At 51.4% G+C, this 21,461-nt stretch carries 21 protein-coding genes; 1 reads left to right on the forward strand and 20 read right to left on the reverse strand.

Annotated elements, in window-relative coordinates; translation table 11 throughout:
- Positions 1 to 179 precede the first annotated feature (179 nt).
- The 10 genes from GC56T3_RS10585 to GC56T3_RS10630 form a co-directional block, all read right to left on the reverse strand.
- Complete coding sequence (locus GC56T3_RS10585) at positions 180 to 1,733, reverse strand: ATP-binding protein (RefSeq protein ID WP_049775748.1); 1,554 nt, start codon at positions 1,731 to 1,733, stop codon at positions 180 to 182.
- Positions 1,706 to 1,990 (reverse strand): response regulator, encoded by a 285-nt coding sequence (locus tag GC56T3_RS10590; RefSeq protein WP_015731693.1) that lies wholly within the window; start codon positions 1,988 to 1,990, stop codon positions 1,706 to 1,708. Before GC56T3_RS10590 ends, GC56T3_RS10585 begins: the two co-directional genes overlap by 28 nt.
- 114 nt (positions 1,991 to 2,104) lie before the next feature.
- The gene (locus GC56T3_RS10595) at positions 2,105 to 3,712 is read right to left on the reverse strand and encodes a diguanylate cyclase (protein ID WP_013145511.1); all 1,608 of its coding nucleotides are present in this window, start codon (positions 3,710 to 3,712) and stop codon (positions 2,105 to 2,107) included.
- A gap of 145 nt (positions 3,713 to 3,857) precedes the next feature.
- The gene (locus GC56T3_RS10600) at positions 3,858 to 4,787 is read right to left on the reverse strand and encodes an alpha/beta hydrolase (RefSeq protein ID WP_013145512.1); all 930 of its coding nucleotides are present in this window, start codon (positions 4,785 to 4,787) and stop codon (positions 3,858 to 3,860) included.
- Between the two features lie 123 nt (positions 4,788 to 4,910).
- Positions 4,911 to 6,593, reverse strand: coding sequence for an acyl-CoA dehydrogenase family protein (locus tag GC56T3_RS10605; protein ID WP_013145513.1), 1,683 nt, complete (start codon positions 6,591 to 6,593; stop codon positions 4,911 to 4,913).
- A 23-nt stretch (positions 6,594 to 6,616) separates the two neighbouring features.
- Positions 6,617 to 8,152, reverse strand: coding sequence for a class I adenylate-forming enzyme family protein (locus GC56T3_RS10610; protein ID WP_013145514.1), 1,536 nt, complete (start codon positions 8,150 to 8,152; stop codon positions 6,617 to 6,619).
- Positions 8,149 to 8,538 (reverse strand): MerR family DNA-binding transcriptional regulator, encoded by a 390-nt coding sequence (locus tag GC56T3_RS10615; RefSeq protein WP_013145515.1) that lies wholly within the window; start codon positions 8,536 to 8,538, stop codon positions 8,149 to 8,151. Before GC56T3_RS10615 ends, GC56T3_RS10610 begins: the two co-directional genes overlap by 4 nt.
- 373 nt (positions 8,539 to 8,911) lie before the next feature.
- Entirely contained in the window at positions 8,912 to 9,700 is a 789-nt protein-coding gene (locus GC56T3_RS10620; protein WP_013145516.1) for an ABC transporter permease, read from the reverse strand.
- Positions 9,701 to 9,702: 2 nt separating this feature from the next.
- Complete coding sequence (locus GC56T3_RS10625; RefSeq protein ID WP_013145517.1) at positions 9,703 to 10,476, reverse strand: ABC-2 family transporter protein; 774 nt, start codon at positions 10,474 to 10,476, stop codon at positions 9,703 to 9,705.
- Positions 10,473 to 11,444 (reverse strand): ATP-binding cassette domain-containing protein, encoded by a 972-nt coding sequence (locus GC56T3_RS10630; RefSeq protein ID WP_013145518.1) that lies wholly within the window; start codon positions 11,442 to 11,444, stop codon positions 10,473 to 10,475. Before GC56T3_RS10630 ends, GC56T3_RS10625 begins: the two co-directional genes overlap by 4 nt.
- Positions 11,445 to 11,603: 159 nt before the next feature.
- Between GC56T3_RS10630 and GC56T3_RS10635 the strand changes: the two genes are divergently transcribed.
- On the forward strand, positions 11,604 to 11,969 hold the full coding sequence (locus GC56T3_RS10635) for a hypothetical protein (RefSeq protein WP_013145519.1): 366 nt from the start codon (positions 11,604 to 11,606) through the stop codon (positions 11,967 to 11,969).
- Positions 11,970 to 12,434: 465 nt separating this feature from the next.
- Here GC56T3_RS10635 and GC56T3_RS10640 read toward each other — a convergent pair whose 3' ends face one another.
- The 10 genes from GC56T3_RS10640 to GC56T3_RS10685 form a co-directional block, all read right to left on the reverse strand.
- On the reverse strand, positions 12,435 to 13,127 hold the full coding sequence (locus GC56T3_RS10640; RefSeq protein WP_013145520.1) for an ABC transporter ATP-binding protein: 693 nt from the start codon (positions 13,125 to 13,127) through the stop codon (positions 12,435 to 12,437).
- The gene (locus tag GC56T3_RS10645) at positions 13,111 to 13,806 is read right to left on the reverse strand and encodes an ABC transporter ATP-binding protein (RefSeq protein ID WP_369769985.1); all 696 of its coding nucleotides are present in this window, start codon (positions 13,804 to 13,806) and stop codon (positions 13,111 to 13,113) included. Before GC56T3_RS10645 ends, GC56T3_RS10640 begins: the two co-directional genes overlap by 17 nt.
- 96 nt (positions 13,807 to 13,902) lie before the next feature.
- The gene (locus GC56T3_RS10650; RefSeq protein WP_013145521.1) at positions 13,903 to 14,889 is read right to left on the reverse strand and encodes a branched-chain amino acid ABC transporter permease; all 987 of its coding nucleotides are present in this window, start codon (positions 14,887 to 14,889) and stop codon (positions 13,903 to 13,905) included.
- Complete coding sequence (locus GC56T3_RS10655) at positions 14,886 to 15,758, reverse strand: branched-chain amino acid ABC transporter permease (RefSeq protein ID WP_013145522.1); 873 nt, start codon at positions 15,756 to 15,758, stop codon at positions 14,886 to 14,888. The genes GC56T3_RS10650 and GC56T3_RS10655 overlap by 4 nt, the downstream gene beginning before the upstream one ends.
- 17 nt (positions 15,759 to 15,775) lie before the next feature.
- Positions 15,776 to 16,984 carry an ABC transporter substrate-binding protein gene (locus tag GC56T3_RS10660; RefSeq protein WP_013145523.1) on the reverse strand — a complete coding sequence of 403 codons (1,209 nt, stop codon included), beginning with the start codon at positions 16,982 to 16,984 and terminating at the stop codon, positions 15,776 to 15,778.
- A gap of 726 nt (positions 16,985 to 17,710) precedes the next feature.
- The gene (locus tag GC56T3_RS10665; RefSeq protein ID WP_013145524.1) at positions 17,711 to 18,301 is read right to left on the reverse strand and encodes a hypothetical protein; all 591 of its coding nucleotides are present in this window, start codon (positions 18,299 to 18,301) and stop codon (positions 17,711 to 17,713) included.
- A gap of 151 nt (positions 18,302 to 18,452) precedes the next feature.
- Positions 18,453 to 19,577: a cupin domain-containing protein gene (locus GC56T3_RS10670; protein WP_041468440.1), complete on the reverse strand. Its 1,125-nt coding sequence runs from the start codon at positions 19,575 to 19,577 to the stop codon at positions 18,453 to 18,455.
- 16 nt (positions 19,578 to 19,593) lie between these two features.
- Complete coding sequence (locus GC56T3_RS10675) at positions 19,594 to 20,094, reverse strand: DinB family protein (RefSeq protein ID WP_013145526.1); 501 nt, start codon at positions 20,092 to 20,094, stop codon at positions 19,594 to 19,596.
- On the reverse strand, positions 20,085 to 21,032 hold the full coding sequence (locus tag GC56T3_RS10680; protein WP_013145527.1) for a fumarylacetoacetate hydrolase family protein: 948 nt from the start codon (positions 21,030 to 21,032) through the stop codon (positions 20,085 to 20,087). The genes GC56T3_RS10675 and GC56T3_RS10680 overlap by 10 nt, the downstream gene beginning before the upstream one ends.
- Positions 21,032 to 21,460, reverse strand: a complete 429-nt coding sequence (locus tag GC56T3_RS10685; protein ID WP_013145528.1) for a thioesterase family protein — start codon at positions 21,458 to 21,460, stop codon at positions 21,032 to 21,034. Before GC56T3_RS10685 ends, GC56T3_RS10680 begins: the two co-directional genes overlap by 1 nt.
- Position 21,461: the final 1 nt, after the last annotated feature.

Raw genomic sequence — 21,461 nt, forward strand, 5'->3', positions numbered from 1 at the left:
TCATGTGCTGAAAGGGTAAGTGTTCCTAATCTGTTCTCCTTTTTGATCAAATAACGACGGTTTGAGCAAAAAACTAATTTTTCACCAGCCTTCTAGATGATCCCATTCCTTTCCTTATCAGTTTACAAAAAAAGCGGCCGAGAGGGAAATCCGGCCACCTAATGAAAAAGAGCATCAGTTCACCTCTTGCGGCAACGGCGCCAGAGGAAACCGAACCGTAAACGTGCTTCTTTTTTCTCTTCCGAAACGACGGTTACCTCACCGCCGTGCGCTTTCGCAATTTCTTTGACGATCGTCAAGCCGAGCCCTGTTCCGCCGATGCGGCGGCGATCGGAGTTATCAACGCGGAAAAACTTCTCAAAAATATGCGGCAACGCTTCCGCCGGGATGCCAAGCCCTTCATCTTGCACATCGACGCACAGGCAGCCGCTATGTTCATACAACCGGATCACAACGGCTCCACCGTTTGGAGAATATTTCACCGCATTATGAACTAAGTTCGTAAACAGCTGCCGCAAACGCTCTCTGTCGCCGCGGATCATCGTCCGCTTTGTCTCGACCGAGACGGAAAACGTATGAATATCCGTACCCATTTTTTCGGCGTCGATGATTTTTTCCATGATCGGAACAAGATCAACCGGCTCCCAACGATACGTTTGCCGACCGGCTTCCATGCGCTGCACATCGAGAAAATCATTGATCAAAGCCATCAGCCGCTCCGCTTCTTGGCCAATGGCGGTCAAATATTTTCGCTGCCGTTCCGGCGCAAGCGGTTTGTTCAGCAACAACTCCGCCAAACCGAGAATGCCCGCAAGCGGCGTCCGCAATTCATGGCTGACCGTGCTGACCAGCTCAGACTTCATCCGATCCACTTCCGCCTGCTTGGTGATATCGCGATGGACAAAAATCGTGCCAAATTTCGCTCCCCCGCGATAAAGCGGCGCAGCATACACTTCCATCACCGCCCGCTTTTCTTTCAGCTCATACGTCATGACCGATAACTCATCCGCTGGTCCAAACACGGCTTGATCAAGAAAAGCGCCAAGCGGTCTTCCATCGACGACCAACGCGCAAAGCTGCTGCTTCCATTCGGCGTACGGCATCTCGTGCCATCCGTTGGCCGCGGCGCCGAACCATTCTTTCATCCGCCCGTTCATGAGCTTGTTCGTTCCTTGAAGGTCGACAAGCTGAATGCCTTGATGCAAATGATTGAAAATCTCTTCTGCCAGACGGCGGTCTTTTTCTGCTTCTTCATACAAAGCTAGCTTTTGCAAAGAAATCGAAATATGCCTGCCAAGCTGCTCTGCCTCGGCCGCTTCCTCATCCGTAAAGGCCGCCCCCAACCGACTTAAGACGATGATGGCCTCTATGTCATCGCTTGGCGATAACACGGGGACAAACAAATCGTGCGAATACAGCGGCCCATCATGGTAACCGCGTTCAAACATCGGCAGCTCGCAGCGCACCGCAAATGCACGCTTCGTCTCGAGCAGACGGTGTTCAAGGCCGTTGTACAGCTGGTGCAAAAACCGCTGAACACTCATCGCTGATAAACCGAACGAAGCATGCGTCCGCTCATCATCCATCGCGACGATAATGCCCCGTTCCGCCTTCATGATGGCGCACAAACGATCGATGATGCTGTTTAATACTTCCTTCTTATCAAGAGATTGCGCTATGCCTTTAATGAGAGCGTTGCGTCGCTTCAGCTCCTGTTCGCGGCGCTCAGCCATCGCCAGTGCTTGCTCCAGCTCAACTTGCTGGGCTGTTTCCCGGGACAGTCACGACGAACATGTTCGAGCACCTCAACACCGCTATAAAACGGCAGCATATAATCCAGCACCACCAAATCATAATCGCGTTCGCGCAGCCGAACGAGCGCCTCTGCTCCGTCCACCGCTTCGTCCACTTGATGCCCTTCATCGGTCAACAAATCGACTGCCAACATGCGCAACACATCTTCATCCTCAACAAGCAAAATCCGTTTCAATCGTTCTTCCTCCCCCCTGCTTCTCCCCTTGCCGGCCAAAGGCAAATCCTTCTCCACTCTCCCCGATGCCCAACGGGGGTTATCCCACAAGGGCATAGAACGGTCGACACAACTCTACATCCGTTTCAGCAATCGGCTGACCCGCGCCTCGAGCTCAAGCCGTTTAAACGGCTTCGTTATATAATCATCCGCTCCCAACTGAAGCGCTCGCGCGATATCTTCTTCACTTTGCCGCATGGTCAACATAATGATTCTATACCGTGAGGCATCGCGTCGGCTGCGAAGACGGCGCAATACCTCAAGCCCGTCCATTTTGGGCATCACTCCATCCAAAATGACAAGGCATGGCGAACGGTCCTCGTGCCACGATGATTCGACAAACGACAACCCATCCGCAAACGCCCGCACTTCACACTGCTCTTTCCGATCCCGGGCAATGTGATCAAGAAGATCTGCCACAATCGTGCGAACAATCACATCATCGTCAACAATCGCCATTTTCACGGTTTTTCGTTGCTGTCTGCCGTCGAGCTTTTCGGCAACCACCGTCCGATCACGCCCGCCGTTTTTGGCCGCATACAGCGCCGCGTCCGCCTGCTCAAGCCAATCATCAAGCACCGCTCCCCCTGCGTTTACTTCCACGATTCCACAAGAAAAGGTGCAATGAAACACTTTGTTCCCCCCAGAAAAAGAGCGGGAGCGAAATTGGTCGCGAAGCCGCTCAATGACTTCGATCGCGTCTTGTTGCGGTGTTTTCGGCAAAAAGAGAAGAAATTCCTCACCGCCGAAGCGAAACGCCAAGTCATTGGGCCGTGTTCCGTTCCGAAGAAGCGCCGCAAATTCACGCAACACTTCATCTCCGACTAGATGGCCGTACTGATCGTTAATCTTTTTAAAATGATCAAGATCAAGCAATGCAATGCAATACGGATCCCCATGTCGCTCCCGCTCGCTTTCGAACTGGCGGTAGGCCTCAGGCAAATATTTGCGGTTGTATAATCGGGTCAATTCGTCGACAAGCAAAAGAGCTTCCAACTGCCTTTTCCGCTCAACCAGCCGATTCACGCGAATCAGAAATTCGGATAACGAAAACGGTTTGACTATAAAATCGTCAGCGCCCAATGCATAACTTTGCAGGCGCACCTCTTCACGATCATCGGCGCTGATGATGACGGTTGGAACAAATTGTGGGCCAAGCGCCGCTTTCAATTCTTTAAGGACAATCAACCCGTCCGTTCCGTTCATATGGACATCGATGACAATACAGTCGGGCTTCACCTCATAAAATTGCGCGACCGCCTTTTCCGGTTGGGCGACAGTGACAATATGCCAACCTGTTTTTTCCATATGCTCTTTCATAAACATAAGAAAGAGCGGGTCGTCATCAATCATCAAGACCAATGGCGCTTCCTCGACCGCCGCTTTCGAAAGCGAAAAATGAGGTGGAATGTCGCGATACGTCTCATCGTAATACCAATGCATCAGTTCGTACACATGCTCCTTCAAAGCCGCAGGCGTCCATGCTTGTTCCCTTTCTGACTCAAGCCGCTTCAGCAGACGCCGCGCTTTTTCTCCAAGCTCTTCCATGCCAATCACCGCCGCTGTGCCCGCAATGTTATGGAAAAACCGATGCACATCTTCATACGTAATTGTTTCCGCCCGCTCCCATTGTTCCAATTTGGAACGAATATTGCGCCAAAAATGCTCCTTGTATTTGTCCATGGCCCGACGCTGTCCCCCCCCCGTTTTCATCTCATCTTCTTAAACGGCACAAAAAAGAAGGAACTGCCGAAGCCGTTCCACTATTTTTCATTATATATAGTTTTTGTTGTGCTGTACACGATCAAATCTATTTTTCTAGCCTCTGTCATTCAAGCGACTGTAAAAAAGAAAGCATGCGGCTCACGTATTGGTCGCCGTACAACGAGAAACTTTTGACATGATCCGCTTTGTCCGTCAGCCATAGCTGAAACGCATCCGGATGGGTTTTGTACAGTTTTACGCTTTCTTCATACGGAATCGAACGGTCGTCTTTGCTGTGAATGAACAAAATCGGCCTCGGCGCGACACGATCGACGGCATGGATGGGCGAAGACACGCCTAGATCCAAATCGGCCAGCGCCGGAACGATCGCCAAAATCAAATACGTAAACGGCACGTTCGGCAGATGCGTCCATACCGGCATATTGGCTCGCAAATACGATTCGAGGTCGCTGAACGGGCTGTCCGCAATCACCCCGCGCACGTCATTGTCTTCTGCCGCCGCCAAGATCGATGTCGCCGCTCCCATCGAAACGCCGTATAAGGCGACTGGCTCGCGATAGTGCCGCTTCGCGTAATCGATGACGCCAAGCAGATCGTCTTTCTCTTTGACGCCGATCGTAATCATATCGCCTTCCGACTCACCGCTCGCACGAAAGTCAAACAAGATGATTCGATACCCTTTGTCAACAAGCCGCTTGGCGAGCGGCAAAAACGGCACGTTTTTCTGAATCCGGTTGCCGGCATACCCATGGGCAAAAATGACCGTCATCTTCGCCGCTCCTTTAGGCGGAATGATCCAGCCTTCGAGCGCCGTTTTCCCATCTTTGCTTGTAAATGTCGCACTTTCATACGCCATGCCATAGTCTTTCGGCGTCATGGTAATCGGCTCGCGCGGTTTATGCGTCAGCTGCCAGCCGACATAAACGGACAAACCGACGCAGGCGAGCAACCCCAAAATAACAACGCCAATGGCCGCCGAAACCCAAACGCGCCGTTTCGTCCGGCGAGGCGTGCGCACCAATTCCATGCGCATTTCCCCCTTCTTGTTTTTCCCTTTCTTTCATCCTACTTGTTCAATTGCTCATTTGGCAATCAAAAGAGATGTCCGCCCAAAACGAACATCCCTTTCACCCACGGCCCGCTTCATGCCGCCAATTTACGAATGGGCAAGCGGGGCAGACGCTCCTTTACATCTGACGATCAAGTCAAACTCACGCACCGACGTCATGCGTTCATCGACGAGCCCGCGCTCCCAAACATGGCGCAAAAACAGCTCAGCGATCAGCCTGTTCCGTTCGTTTTCTTGCCCGCGTTCAAGGGCGATGATGCTCAAATACAGATCGCACATCCGATTGGCGATCGCTTTCGCATGGAACGTCTGGACCTCTTCCGACTGGCCGTTAAGACGCGCCAGTGCTGCCCCCCATTCCTTAAGCCCTTCTTCGACCGGGCGGGCGAGCGGCTTCACGTCAGCTGCCAAACGCTCAAGGCGCTCCTGCATCTCGGCGGCAAACCGTTCGTGGATGCGATATTTGCGCATCAAACGCAGCACCTCGAGCGCCAAAATGTTCGCCGTCCCCTCCCAAACCGTCAGCACTTGCGCATCGCGCAACAGGCGTGGCGTGACAAAATCTTCAATATACCCGTTGCCTCCATGCATTTCAATCGCCTCATGGCTGAACGCGATCGCCTCTTCGGCGGTGCGCATCTTAAGGAGCGCAATCAGAAGCCTGAGCCATGCTTTCTCCGCCTCGTTCGCTTCATGCGGCGCGGCCATGACGCGGTCAAACAAGGCGATCATGTCAAAGCAGGCGCTCGTTTCCACTTCCTGTCTCGCCGTCAAATTGGCAAGCGTCTCGCGCACCATCGGGTAATCCGTCAAGACATGGCCAAAGGCAGTGCGTCGCTCAGCGTATTGTTTCGCCTCTTCAAGCGCCCGCTTCATGATGCCGACCGAGGCGACCGCATTGCAGACGCGCGACAAATTGAGCGCTTCCATCATATAATAGAAGCCTTTCGCCGGATCGCCGACGACATACGCCTTGGCGCCGTCAAACACGACTTCGGCGGACGGCACGGCGCGCACGCCTAACTTGTCTTTCAGGCGGCGAATCGAGATGCCGTTTAACGTCCCATCTTCTTTGCGCCACGGGACAAGGAACAAGCTCAGCCCTTTCGTCCCCGGCCCGCTCCCGTCGATGCGCGCCAACACGAGCGCCACGCCGCAGCGGCCGGCATTGCTGGCAAAATATTTTTCCCCGTATAACTTATAATGATCGCCGCACGGCACGGCGCGCACCGCATTGGCGCCAACGTCCGACCCTCCTTGGCGCTCGGTTAAAAACGTCGCCCCTTCGTACAACTCGACTTCCCCGGTGGAGATGACATGGGGCAAATACGTCGCCTTCAGCTTTTCATCGGCAAAATGCTCGAGCACATAGGCGGTCGCCATCGTCAGCGTCACCGGGCAGTAAAACCCAGGCTCTGCTTGGGATAAGATATACCCTTGGGCATATGAATAAACATAGTTTCCTTTTCTCCCAAGCTCGGGAATCGGCTTGTGCACATAGCCGACAATCCCCGTTTCGTACGTCTGTTTTGCCGTCTGCTCGTATCCTTCGTTCACCCACACTTCAGAAATGTCGTTTCCAAACCGGTCGTACTTAATGAGGCGCGGCTGCCCTTCGCGGTCGGTGTGCACGGCGCGGCGGTCAACGTCCGTCAAGCAAAATTCGTAAAACGACGCGAGCTTTTCTTCCGCATACCGATACAATTCGTCATCCAAATGCCGTTTCAAATTCGCCAACAAATTCGGATCGACTTCATAAAGCGGTTTCATCGTCTCTCCCCTTTCCCCTCTTCTTATCGTCCCTGTGCTCCCTGCGCCGTCGTCTCCCGCGTCCGCAGCACTTGTTTCAACACTTTTCCCGTCGCATTGCGCGGCAATTCAGCGATCGCCTCATACAGACGCGGAATTTTATAGCCAGCCAGCTTGTCAGATAGGAAGCGCTTACATTCCTCCGCAAGCGGTTCGAGCGGTTGGCTCAATACAACAAACGCTTTTGCCGTTTCGCCCCACTCCGGATGCGGCACGCCGATCACGGCAACATCGGCGATCGCCGGATGCGTTCGCAGCACATCTTCGACTTCCTTTGGATAAATGTTGACACCGCCGGAAATGATGACATCTTTTTTCCGGTCGACGATCCAAATGTAGCCGTCTTCATCGCGGCGCGCCAAATCGCCGGTGTACAGCCAGCCGCCTTTGATCACTTCATTCGTTTTTTCTTCGTCCTTGTAGTATCCTTTCATGATGCTCTCCCCGCGCAGCACGATCTCCCCGACCTCGCCGGGCGCAACTTCCTGTCCGTCCTCATCGACGATGGCCACCTCGCAATGAAGAGCGGCATACCGGCCGACGCTCCCTGCTTTTTCGCCATGCTCCTCGGGAGACAAGTACGTCCCGTTCGGGCCGGCTTCGGTCAAACCGTATAAACACATCATCCGCCCGGCGCCAAAACGGCTGGCGACAAACCGCACTTCCTTGCGAGACAGCGGCGCCCCTCCGTACATCCAACAGCGGACGGAAGAAAGGTCGTATTCGTCAAACCGCGGATGCTTCGCCGTCAACAAATACGCCACTGGCGCGCCGAAAAAGTGGGTGATCTTATGGCGCTCAACGAGTTCAAGCAAGGCATCCGGAGAAAAGAAAGGAGCCAGGACATGGGTCGCACCGACGTACGTGCCGCCTATGAAAAACAAATGAAGCGGCGCCGAGTGGCTGAGCGGCATGAGATGCAGCAGGCGGCTTTGACGGTCGATTTTCGTTTCGATCACGATCATATCCGCGACCGTGATGACATTGCGATGGGTGAACAACACCCCTTTCGGCCGCCCCGTTGTCCCCGACGTATACAAAATCGTCGCCTCATCATCTCCTTTGGCTCGGCAGACGATCTCTTCTGGATCACCCGAATCAATCAACTCCTCGAGCGACAGCCAGCCGCCTTCCGCCTTCCCCGTCTTCACCCAGATTCCATCGCTTCCACCGACAAGCGGGGCGAGCACTTGATGCACCGAATCATGAGCGATAAGCCCCTTCGCCTCGCTATGGCTGAGAATGTACTGCACTTCCGCCGCCGTAAGACGGGCGTTGATCGGCACAACAACCGCGCCAAGGCGCAAAACGGCAAAGTACGAAATGGCAAACTCCTTGGTATTGGGCATATACAGCGCGACTTTATCGCCGCGACCGACGCCAAGCCGAGCCAATGATGAGGCCAAGCGATTGACGATGCGGTCGACCTCGGCGTATGAAAGCTCCGTTTCCCCCTCGATGATCGCCGTCTTGTCGGGAAATTTTCTCGCATTGCGGGCGAGCAGTTCTGAAATGTTCATCCGTCTGATTCCTCCCATTCTCGCAATCGCTTTTCAAAGTCAGAAAGCATCGCTTCCATCTCCGCCTTCAGCTGCTGCAAATCCTCAATCCGCTCGCTCACCTCCTTCAATTTCCGCCGTCCGTATTCGACCGTTTTTTCAAGCTGTTTCTTCCCCGTTCGGTCCTCATCAAACAGCGAAATCATCTCATGGATTTCGTCAAGCGAAAAGCCGAACCGTTTGCCGCGCAAAATGAGCTTGAGTTTCGCCCGCTCCTTTTTCGTATACAGCCGCTGCCCTGACTCGGTCCGGATTGGGGAGAGCAATCCACGTTCTTCATAATAGCGGATCGTCCGTGTGCTCACATCAAACTCTTGCGCCAAATCGGAAATGGTGAAATAGTGCATGGCCATCCCTTTTCTAGAATCAATATTCTGAATTTTATTTTAATTGACGTTGACGTAAAAGTCAATGAGTAGGAAAGCAAAGAAACCATCATCCTCCCTTCTCTGTTCCATTCTTTCCGTCGCCCAACCATCAACATAAAAAAATGGCTGTGGGAGCCGTCGGCGAAAGGAGACATCCTAAGCCAATGCAAAGAAAGAGACAGTCGACCGAACGCACAGGTCATCAGCACTGAAACGCTTTTCCATTATTCATGGCGGCCAGAAGCGAATCGAGCGGCATGATGCTCGTCGATATACTGCCGATCACCGTCGATATCTTGGCCAAATAGCCATGACTAAAGAAAAAAAAGCCCCCGTCTAGGGAGCCGTTTCCTCACCCGCCTGCCCCGGTGTAAAAGCGCAAGGCAAACCGCCAAAAGCGACGGGCCAGCCATAAAAAGAGAATGGCCGCAGCCAAAGCCGCCAGCGCTGTCGGGATGCGCCATTTTCCAAGCAGCGCCAAAGCCGGCGTATTGGTGATCAACACCGCCGGCAAGATGTAGGTAATCACCAACCGCACCGCCCCGCGGTACATGCTGCCGGGAAAGCGGGCCGTATCAAAAAACGAATCGAAAATAAACGACAAGTCATCGATGCGCACGACCCAAAACGAGGTCGTCATCAACATCATCCATAGCGAATAAATGAGCAAAAGAGAAGCGACCATCACGATCAGAAACATGCATACGTCGGCCGCCGATGGCACGTAGCGTTCGACATACAAGCCGAAGCCGATGACGCCGATGCCAAGCGCCACATCGATCAGCCGCCAAAAGACAAGGTGGCGGAAGCTGACGTAAAACATGCTGTCGACCGGCTTCGTCAAAATATAATCGAGCGTGCCGCGCCTGACATGCTCAAGCAGCCGCGGCATGTTCGGGCGGAGCGCAAAGTCAATGAATCCGCGCAGCGTATTAAAAACGCCGAGCAGCACAAGCACCTCCCCATACGTCCAGCCGCCTAAGCGATCCGTCTGGTAAAAAAAGATATGGACGGTGAGCAGGGCGATGCCGACGCCAAAAAAGCTGGCGATAAAATTGCCGAAAAATTCGCTCCTGTATTCCATTTCCTCGACCAAACAAGCGCGGAAAAACTCGCGGAACACCCGCCCGTATCGCCGCATGTTCACCCACCTACCGCCTGATTTTTTCTCATCCCCGCTTTCCACAGCCATTGCAAAGCACCAATCAGCGCAATCATCCACCCGGCGGCGATCGCAAAGCCGCGCGCCAACTCTCCTCCATCCGCCGCCCCGGTGGCGATTTCGATCGGAAAACTGATCATATAGCGGAACGGCAGCCATTCGCTCCATTCGCGAAGCGCCGGCGGAAGCATCTCGAGCGGCGCGATCCGTCCTGACAAAAACAACGAAATGACGTCGATCACGCCGTACACAGCCGCCACTTTCGTCATCCAAAACGCAAGCAACCCGCACGAGTAACTAAGCAAAAAACGAAGCGCCGCGCCCAATACAACTGCCATCAAAAACAACATGATTTGACTTGCCGTCATGTGAGGACGAAGCGCCGGCCAAAATGTCGCTGCCACTACCCAGACAGGCACTAAAATGACGGCAAACAGCCATTTGTAGACGATATTTTCCGCGATCGCCCAATGGATCGGATGAAGCGGCCTAAGCAGCAAATTCGAAAACGTCCCTTCACGAATTTCACGGTCCAACTCCCATACATCCCACGCGCTCGTCATTCGTTCGACAAAAATGACGGCCATAAAATAAAAGACAAACGAATCGCTCTCTTCCGGATGAATGTTCATCCAGACAAACATCGTAATGAGCGGCTGCGTGATCGCACCGGTCATCCAGACGAACGTCGCGAGTCGATACGCGAGCATTTCGATGTATTTCATCCGCAACAAAGCGATATATTTGCGAATCATACACGCTCCTCCTGAAACGCGCGCGTAATCACTTCCTCAAGCGGCGGGTCTTCAATATTGATGTCGCGGACATCAAACCGCTCTAATAACCGCGCTGCTGTCCCCGCCGCCTTCTCGCGCGCCACCCGCAATACGACTGTTCCTTCTTCGATTTCCGCCACTTCTCCATACTCTCCCCAATCCATGTCCGGAACCCGTGAAAACCGGACTTCCAACCGCTTGTACGGCGCCAGCTTCTCCGTCAGCACTGACAGTTCCCCGTCGTAAATCAATCGCCCGTAGTTGATGATCATCACCCGGTCGCAAAGCGCTGCGACATCACCCATGTAATGCGACGTCAACAAAATCGTCGTCTCGTGCTCCCGATTGTAGTCAACGATAAAGCGACGCACGTTTTCTTGCGTATGAACGTCAAGCCCGATCGTCGGCTCATCCAAAAACAACACTTGCGGCCGATGCAAAAGCGCCGCCGCCAGCTCGCAGCGCATCCGCTGCCCGAGCGACAGACTGCGCGTCGGCTTGTCCAACAGCGGCGCCAAGTCGAGCAGTTCCGTCAATTCCTCGAGCGTCTGGCGGAACGACCGATCGTCGATGTCATAAATCGCTTTATTGACCAAAAACGTCTCCATTGGCGGAATGTCCCAAATGAGCTGGCTTTTTTGCCCCATCACCAAGCTCATCATTTTTTTAAACTCTCGCTTTTGTTCAAACGGCACAAACCCGCCGACCGTGATCTCTCCTGATGTCGGATGCAACAGGCCGGCAAGCATTTTCATCGTCGTCGTTTTCCCCGCCCCGTTTGGCCCTAAAAAACCGACAATCTCCCCTTTTTCAATCGTAAACGAAACGTCCTTCACCGCCTCAATGACGCGGTAGTCGCGCCGCCATAAACTGCGCGCCGCCTCAAGCCATCCCGCTTCGCGGCGATGGACGCGGAACGATTTATGCAAATGGCTGACACGGATCACAGTCCCCATCCTCCACTGTTTGTGCTGTTGACATTCTTTTGTTATATCACATCGAGGGGGCGCGCCGCAAAGAAAAAATTTTCGTCATTTTTCCTCTATGGTTTCCTTCTTTTGTCATGTATAATAGAAAAAGAATCGAACCGGAAAGGAGATTGTCGAATGGGAACCATCTCAAATGAAATGATTTGGCAAGCCATTAAAGAACTCGCCGATCAGCTCCAACAGACAAACGAACAAGTCGGACAGCTTAGCAAACAGATGCAGCAAACGAACGAGCAAGTACAGCAGCTCGGCGGACAAGTGCAGCAATTGAACAAACAAGTGGAGCAAACCCATGTGCAAGTCGAGCAACTCACCAAACAAGTGCAGCAAACCAATGAACAACTCAGCCAATTAAGCCAGCAAGTGGCCGACATGGACAAACGGCTCACCGACGTCGCCAACGGCCAAAACATTTTGGTCGAAGAGCTGTTTGAAAACAAAAAAGAGATCAAGCGCGTCAAAACCGCTCTCAATATGTATTAGGGCCGGCCCTCTCGTCCGGTTCATCTTTTCGATGCTCAACAGCCCCATTATTTCGCCGTTTTTCTCCGCGTTTGTTTTCTCATCTTTGCTGAGCTCACCGGATGATGTTTTGGTTGAATGAGCCATCCCTTTGACAGTCCCCAGCTTCTTTGGTCAGCTTACAAACGATCGTGCGTTTCGAACGAGTAGCCATCTGTCTGCAATCCCCTGTCTGCTGTCGATGCCGGTCAACTGAATGATTTTAGCCGCAAAAAAGCCTGAAAGATCCAACGGAACAGATCTTCCAGGCTTTCTTGTGGACCTTTACTCCACCAACTTGCCTGTTGCGAAACGGGCGGATCAGCTGCCGTTGGGCCCGCCAAACGGGCGAACATGCCGAACCGGCAGCGAGAGAGGAAAATGGCACCAACCAAGGTTATGGCTTGACGCGGATCGGTATACAGCATCAATATGGCACCGGCCAAGCTAAGAGCTCAACAGCAAATACTTGTTTTTGACGTGGGCATCCAACTCGTCCGGCGCTCCGCCAAATACGACGGACCCTTTATTTAAAATGTAGACAAAATCAGCCAGCTCCAACGCCATCGCTAAGTTTTGCTCGACCAAAAAGATCGTTAGCCCTTGTTGTTTCAACTGTCGAATGATTTCCGCCACCTCCCGCACCATGAGCGGCGACAATCCTTCTGACGGCTCATCAAGAAGCAGCACTTTCGGATTGGTCAGCAACGCCCTGCCGATCGAAAGCATTTGCTGCTCTCCGCCGCTTAAATCTCCGCCCATCGATGACTCCCTTTCCTTCAGGCGCGGGAACATGGCGTAAATGTTCTCGAGCGTCCATCCGCCTTCCACCGGACGGTAGGTAGTCATTAAGTTTTCTCTCACGGTTAAATTCGGAAATACTCGTCTCCCTTGCGGAACGAGGGCAACCCCCAGCCGCGACACTTGAAAGCTCGCCTTATCCTGGATCTCGATCTGCTCCAAGACAATCTTCCCTGTCCGAGCCGGAACCATCCCCATAATCGAGTGAATCGTCGTCGTCTTTCCCATCCCGTTCCGGCCCAATAGAACGGTTACTTTTCCCCTTTCGACCGTTAATGAAACATTGTGAAGAATATGGCTATCTTCGTAAAAAGCATTTAAATTAGAAATATGAAGCACCAGCCGCCTTCTCCTTCCCGATATAAATGTCGTTGACCCGTTCGTCGCTTCGCACCTCTTCAGGGGCCCCGTCGATGAAAATGGAACCGTTGTACAGCACAATCATCCGTTCTGCCAAGCCGAACACAACATCAAGATCGTGTTCAATCACCATCATCGTAATATCCTTTGGCAACTGCCGAAGCAGCTCGGCGATGTAGTTCGTTTCGGCTTGAGATATGCCCGCCGTCGGTTCATCAAGTAACAGCACGTCCGGCTCCATTGCAATGCCAAGCAAGATTTCCACTTGCCGCTGTTCGCCATACGACAACGTTTTCACCCGTTCATTGGCTATGTCCGCAAGCCCCCACGTTTGCAGCAAGTGCTCTGCCTCCTCAAACAGCGCCAGCCACCGACGGGCGTTTCTCGGCTTGAACCAAATGTTGGCCATCCCCCGCTTTCGTTGCAACACTAACAGCAAGTTGTCAAGCACGGTCAGTTCATTCAATAAGTTGTTTTTCTGAAACGTGCGCACAATCCCCGCTTGCGCCCTGCGGAAGTTCGGCATGCGGGTGATCTCCTTCCCTTTATAGTAAATCTTCCCGCCAGTCGGAAGGAGATCCCCTGTCAGCAAATTGAAAAACGTCGTTTTTCCCGCTCCATTTGGGCCGATGATCCCGATTCGCTCTCCCTTTTTCACAGTAAGGGAAACATGTTTAATAATTTTGCAGCCCCCCAAAATGTTTGCTGATTCCCTCTACATGCAAGATGACATCCTTTTCCGCTTCCTTCCTCATCACTGGTTCGCCTCTTTCTTCACCAATGCTTTGGCTTTTCGCGAAAACGATAGCCGATTCGCTGACGGCTTAGTCAACGCACGCCCGAAACCGACAATCCCTTGAGGGATAAACACGACAAAGAGGATGAAAATCACTCCGATGATCAACGTCCACATCGTCGTATAAGAGCTGACGATCGTTTCGAGAACAACGATGAAAGCTGCTCCTAAAACAGGGCCGATCATCGTTCCGGCGCCGCCGATCAGCACCATGATCAACACCGATCCGGACATCGTCCAATACACATCGTTTGGCGAAACAAACCCGTTAAAAGTCGAGTATAAAGCGCCCGAAACCCCGCCGATGGCACCAGCAATGATAAAGGCGGCGTATTTATACAAGGTGGTGTTATACCCGATGGCTTTCATTCTCATCTCATTTTCCCGAATCCCTATCAACACATGGCCGAAAGGAGACTTGACCATCAAGCTTAACACGATGTACATCACGATAAAGACAAACAAAATGACATAATACAAAAAGACAGGATGAGAAAGGTCCAACGTTCCGAAAACCGGGCTCGGCAAACCGGACAGCCCGTTCGATCCACCGGTTAACGTCGTCGATTGGTGGACGAACGAGTAAATCATTTGCGAAAACGCCAACGTGAGCATAAGGAAATAAAACCCGTTGACTCTCACGCAAAACAAGCCGATGATGGCCGCTGCTATGGCGGCAATCAAAAACGACGCCAACATCGTCACTAGAAACTGAGGCGACCACTCCTTAGACAGCAAAGCGGATGCATACGCGCCGATCCCGAAAAAGGCCGCGTGTCCCAATGACACAAGCCCCGTATAGGCGACAAGCACATTTAGGCTTAGAGCAAAGATCGCCAAAATTAAAATTTCAGCGAGCAAATTCAAATAAAACAAGGAAAAGAGAAAGGGTGCGGCGGCAAGCAAGAGGATCGCAGCCGCACTGATGAACATTCGCTTATTCAATGTCTGACCACCTGCTTTCCGAGCAATCCATCCGGTTTGCAAATTAAAATCACCACCATCAGTCCGAATACAAGAAACAAGCTGAGCTCCGGCACGAGAAAACGGCCAAACGTTTCAACGATTCCCACCACTAAGCTGGCGACAAATGTTCCAGCGATCGAACCGAGGCCGCCGACAACGAGGACGACCAAAGCCAAAATCAACGTTTGAAACTCCATGCTTGGGTATAAGCCAAGGATGGGCGAGGCGATCACCCCGCCGACCCCCGCCAAGTATCCGCCGGCAAGGAAGACGGCCGTAAACACGAGCTTGATATTCACCCCTAACGCGTTGATCATTTCCTTGTCGCTCAACCCGGCGCGAATGATCGCCCCCCAGCGGGTTTTTTCTTGGACGAACCATAAACAAAACGCCAATACAACACCTGCGGCTACGACAAACAGCCGGTATGCTGGAAAGTCCTGATTCCATAAATGCAATGTTTCTGACAAAGGAGGAGGAAGGGGGATAGATAGTACATCTGATCCCCATATCATCGATGTTACATCATGAATGACATACGCTAATCCGAACGTCAGCAGCACTTGGGATAAATGCCCTAAATGGTAGGTTGGTCGAAGCAAGATGAGTTCGATGGCGAGGGATAAGACAGCTACAACGAGCGGTGCAACAATTAGGGCAAGCCAAAAGTTTTCAAACCATTGCGAGGTCATCGTATAGGCGACGTAAGCTCCAATCATATATAGGGAGCCGTGAGCGAGGTTCAACACCCCCAATATTCCAAACACTAAAGACAAGCCGCAAGTGATGACAAACAACAACATGCCATACGACACGCCGTTGACAAGTTGGGCGGCAATGACGTCCATTTTTCTTCTCCCCCGTTCTATTGCCCAGGATCTTTCACCTTTTCGATTACCTCAATCACTTTGTTTTCTGCTTGGCCGTTCACTTCTTCTGTTTCGATGATGTACATATTTTGAATGATATGATGGGTTTCTTTATCAAACTGAATCGGTCCCCGCGGGCTGACAAATTGCACGTTGGAAATCGCCTTAACTACTTTGTCAGGATCGGAAGCATCGCCGCCGACGGCTTCCAACGCCTCTGCGATGATTCTTGCGGCATCATAGCCTTCCAACGCTTCAATCGTCGGGCGTGCGTTATATTTTTTCTCAAACGCTTCGATAAACGCTTTATTTTCCTTTGTATCCAAATGGTAATCCCAGAAAATAGATGCGATCGTTCCGACTCCCGCATTGCCTTGCTGCTTGCGAACGTCCTCTGAAACAAGCCAGCCTGAACCAATTAATTTTTTCTCTTTTTTCAACCCGAATTGCTCGTATTGCTGAACAAATTTCACTGCGTCGCTTCCTGCAAAGAAGGCATAAACCGCATCTGCTTTGGCGTTTTTGATCGTCGTTAAATACGAGGAATAGTCATTGTTGCCTAAAGGCGGATACACTTCGCCGACCACTTTTCCGCCCGCTGCTGTATATGCTTCTTTAAACGCCGCGGACACCTCGCGTCCAAAGGCGTAATCGGCTGCTGTGATATATACGGTTTTTCCGACATGATCGTACGCCCATTGGCCCAGCGAATAGCCGATCTGCCAGGAAGAGAACGACGATCTCCAAATATAGTCGCTTCGCTTGCTTCTTGTTAGGTCATTTCCTCCAGCATGGGATACAAGAAACGGAACCTTTTTCTTGTCCACCTCATCCCGAATTGCATAAGCAACCGCCGTGCTCACTGTTCCCGTCAAAAGATCGACTTGATCTTGATCAATTAACTTTCTGGCCTTTCTGAGCCCCACTTGCGGATCGGCTTCTGAATCTTCGACAATGAGCCGAATATCCTTTCCAGTTGTTTTCCAACCGATGCTTTCAAAATAGAGTTCCATCCCCATTTGTAAATTTTTTCCTAAAGAGGCATAAACACCAGATAGAGGCAAAAGAACACCGATTTTGATCGTTCCTCCTTCCTTCGACGCTTTCTCGGTTTTTTTCGTTGTTGACTGGATGGCGCTATTGCCGCAGGCGGATAAAACAAGCAACAACATCGCCAGCACGATCAAGTAGAACTTTCTTTTCACCCAGGCCCCTCCTTGCAAATATTTTTTTGGTTTCTTACTCATATTTCGCAACCTTTGCATAATATACAAAAAACGACCAGAATATTCGCATAAATATAATTTTTTATACAAAAATTGTAAAATAATTAATTTTTATTCGGTCAAATCGGGCTTATTTCAAATTTTTATTCAGGGTGCGAAATGTGAGTTCTTAAAACGCTTTCATTTTTTTGAATCGCTTCCTCCATTCACCCCTATTTTAACTATTTAAAACTTATCAATATTTATAATATATATAAATTTTATAAAATTCAATATATTATTTTATCTTTAGTCAAAAAAACGTATAGGTAAAATAGTCTAGATGAGATTCAATTGTCTTTATAAATACAGATTCTTCGGAAAATATATATTTTATTTATTATGATTTCGCTATTTTTTCGTAATGTCATAATTTTAAAGATCTTTTCAAAAAATGCATGAGGAAGCAAGAGGCTGCTTAAAGCGGCCGGTTGGCCAGCTTTGTTTTCCGAAGCCAACGGTCATAAGAAACAAATGCCCCTGATTTCAACGCTCCTCGCTCCCATTTTCTCCGCCATAAAAAGAGCCTGGACGATCTTGTCTAATCGATCGCCCAGGCTTTCCTGCCGTCAAAACGGATATGGTCTCGATTTGTCCTCCACCTACACTTCCCTCACCGTCAAGCCGTTGAGACAAAACAAATCCGTTTGAGCAAACTATTTTAGTTTAGATGACGACAAACTGTCCATTAACACCCCCTAAGGGCCAATGGCCGCGCTCCAACACAGAAATAAGAGAAAGAAACGGATTTGTCTTCCACCCCTCCAGGTCGGATAACATCTCCCACGCACAAACCATTCCGCCGATGTACATCATATACCCGACCGCAGTGGTCACAACATTGTTGCCGTACGGGCTCAATGCCGCAAAGATCGGATCAAAGCTATGTTGAAAAATCAAAGCCGGCACCTCATCGGCAAGCGCCAAAAGCGCCTCCAATCTTCCTGTTTGCTCAGCCTGCTGTTTCAATTGATCGGGAACATGCCGCAGCACTTTCCAAATGTCATCGTCTTCAAGGCGGAGCGCCCCAACGAATGAGGCGAGCTCTTCTTTAGCCAACCATCTGATCTCTAATCGGCGAATGCCGAAAAAATCGGCGAACTGGCGGAGCCTCTGTTCTACTTGCTCATCTCCCTGCTCGCCAAGCGAAGAAAGCCAATCGATCACCGCGAACCGTTCAAGCAGACGATGAATCGACGCATGCTCCGCCCCGACGGCTTCCGCATCGTTTGTCCCTTTGGCTGAAATCACGCTCATTTGGTTCCCCCCTCAGCTTGTTTAATTGCAGCTCCGAAGAACAACATTCAATCAGTTCGGTGCAATGACCACTATATTTTCTTGAACGAAACAGCACAAAAGGTTGCATTTCATGTCACACTTCCCCTGCAACTGTAGAGGGCGCAGACACTTAGCCGCGCACCGCCTCCGGCTCAAACTCTCCGACAACTGTTTGATGGCCGTTGTTGTTCGGGTATGCTTCCTCACGCTGCAATCCGAGCTTTTCCATAATCGGCAAATCGTTGGCGCAGAACAGAAGCGCTTCTTCGTTCGATGTGTTCACATGCTCGTGCCAAGCCCAGTTCGGAATGACAAAATAGTCGCCTTTTGTCCAATGGAACCGAACGCCGTTGATGACTGTATATCCTTCTCCTTTGAACACGTGGTAAATCGCCGAATACGTATGGCGGTGCGCCTTTGAACGGTAGCCGACCGGCAGTTTTTGCATCCATGCACCGATGTTTGGGTTGGCCGTCTGGCCGTTCGATGGGTTAATGTACTCAACGGCGATGCCATCGTACGGATCGGGTTCAAAATCGCTGAGCCCCTCCAACGCCGCTTCGGTCTGCTTCCATTTATACAACCCAAGCGGAGCCACTTTTGATTTCCGGTCACCAATCGGCCGAACCATACCGCCGCGGTACTTGCGCGCCGAATAATCGTCTGGAAGCGACGGCGGCTCGATGCCGTCCGGATACGGCTCAAAGAACGTGCCGCCTGTGGCGTAAATAAACGGAATATCCAAGCAATCCATCCAAAACATCGGCCCTTCGCCCTGATGGCTATGACCATGCCATAATCCACCCGGGGTGATGAGAAAATCACCTTCTTCCATGAACAACCGCTCGCCTTGGACGATCGAATACGCCCCTTTTCCGTCTGTGATGAACCGCATGGCGTTTTGAGTATGACGGTGGGACGGCGCCGTTTCGCCCGGCAAAATAAGCTGGACAGCCGCGTACAGCGTGTTGGTTGTTGACGCCCAACCCCACGGCTGGCGCTGTTTGAGCCCCGGGTTTTGCAAGTAAATGGCCCGCCGCTCGCCACCCCGTTCCGGCGTAAAAATTTGCGTCGCCTCCAAAAGCAGCTTGCGGATCGTCTCTCCTTTCCATAAATACGGCACTGCTTCCGGTCTCGGCTCTTTATGCATCAAGTCCGGAATCGCTTCCCAAAGCGGACCTAAATGGTATTGTTCAATTTTTTTCGTAAACTCTTTCACTTCTTTGCTTTGGAAAAAAGGATTTTTTTCCGCCACATGAATTTCCCCTTTCTCATTGTTTTGATTGAGCGGCCTCATGTTTGCCTAAATTTCGTTCAATTTGCCGCAAATGGCCGGCCAAATGCTCGGTCAAAAAATGCTCGACTAAAAACGTCATCGGCTTGACACCAAATTTCGGGTTGCGATGTGGGGCTTCAAGAGCCAACTGATCATCTCTCAACCGTTCCAGCTGTTCATCCGCAAATTTCGCTGCTTTCTTAATCCCATGGATGACGTCGCTGACAGTGCGAGAGTCTGCTTGACGAACCGCCGCCAGCCTCGCTTCATCATTGAGCCCCCGGCCCCACTCCCCGCCGCCGGCTTGAATGACGCGTACAAGCTCCCTTGTCCAATAGCCGATCACTTCTTCGACGTGGCAAAGAATTTCCATGATCGACCATTCATCAGCAGACGGCTTCCAGCGGATCACCTCCTCCGTCAATGAGCTGACTTTTTGGATGATCTTTTCTACTGTTTCTTTCATTTCTTGCCGATATTGCTTAATCAACGGCATGACGACTCCACCTCCACCTGACTTGGCACAGCGGCAACGCGATTTTCGAGCACGCCAATGCGCTCTACCTCAATGCGCACGACATCGCCGTGCTGCAAAAAAACTTGCGGATTGCGGGCGACCCCTACACCGCCCGGAGTTCCTGTGCAAATGACATCTCCTGGTTCAAGCGTCATGATATGCGACAAAAACTCTACAAGATAATGAACGTTAAACACCAAATTTTTCGTATTCGACCGCTGCCGCTCTTCCCCGTTAACGCTCAATGAAATTTCGAGCGAATGTGGGTCCGGAATTTCATCCTTCGTAACAAGCCACGGTCCCATCGGTGCGCTCCCATCAAGCGTTTTTCCTTGCAGCCATTGGATCGTCCTCCGCTGCAGATCTCTTGCTGTCACATCATTGACAATCGTGTACCCGGCGACATACTCAAGCGCCTCCGCCTGCTTGACATTCCGCGCCCGCTTGCCGATGACGAAGGCAAATTCCGCTTCGTAATCGAGCTGACTCGTGATCGGTGGCAATGGAATGTTATCTTCCGGACCGATGATCGTGTTGCTAAATTTGGCAAAGATGACGGGGTATTCCGGCAGTTCCCGTTTCATTTCCAAAATGTGTTCACGGTAATTGTGACCGACGCAAACAATTTTGTTTGGTTTTAATATCGGCGCTTCGATTTTGACGTTGGCCCGGTCGATCACCAGCCCGTTTTCCAAAGCAAATTCCACCGCCTTTTGCGCCTCTTCTAGACTTTTTTCCCCACCTTCGAGCAGCTCGATCGTATTGGGTGGAACAAGCGCCGCGGCGAGCTGTTCGGCGCGCGGGCACCCCTCCGCTCGAAGCCGCGCCACATATGCTTGATGGAGATCGATGACTTGGTTGTCCACGATGCATCCAGCACGCACCGCATCCCCTAATCGGTAGTTGATCATTTTCATCATGATCCCTCCTTGTATCTGATCATTGCCCCTTCTCTTTTCATCTTTTCGCGAAGCTCGGCTGGAATGGGGGCTGCTTTCGGCCTGCCTCCGGCAAACGTCGTCCACACCCGCACTTCATATCCTTCGGCAACGAGCTGTTCTCCTCGGAAAAACTGATGCTGGATGTGAAACGATTTTTCTCGCAGCTCGGCAATGGTGGACTTTACACAAACTTGATCTTCAAAAAAGAGCGGCGCATAAAACTGACATTTCGCTTCCACAATCGGCATCCCGATTCGCTCTTCTTGAAACCATTTCCATGTCGAATGCCCAAGGCTGATGAAAAAGTGGTGGGATGCTTCATCCATCCATTTGTAAAAATTTGGATAAAAAACAATGCCGGCCGCATCCGTATCCCCCCAGCAGACTTGGAAATGATACTCCATT

The organism is Geobacillus sp. C56-T3 (genome assembly GCF_000092445.1).
Classification (GTDB): Bacteria; Bacillota; Bacilli; order Bacillales; family Anoxybacillaceae; genus Geobacillus; species Geobacillus thermoleovorans.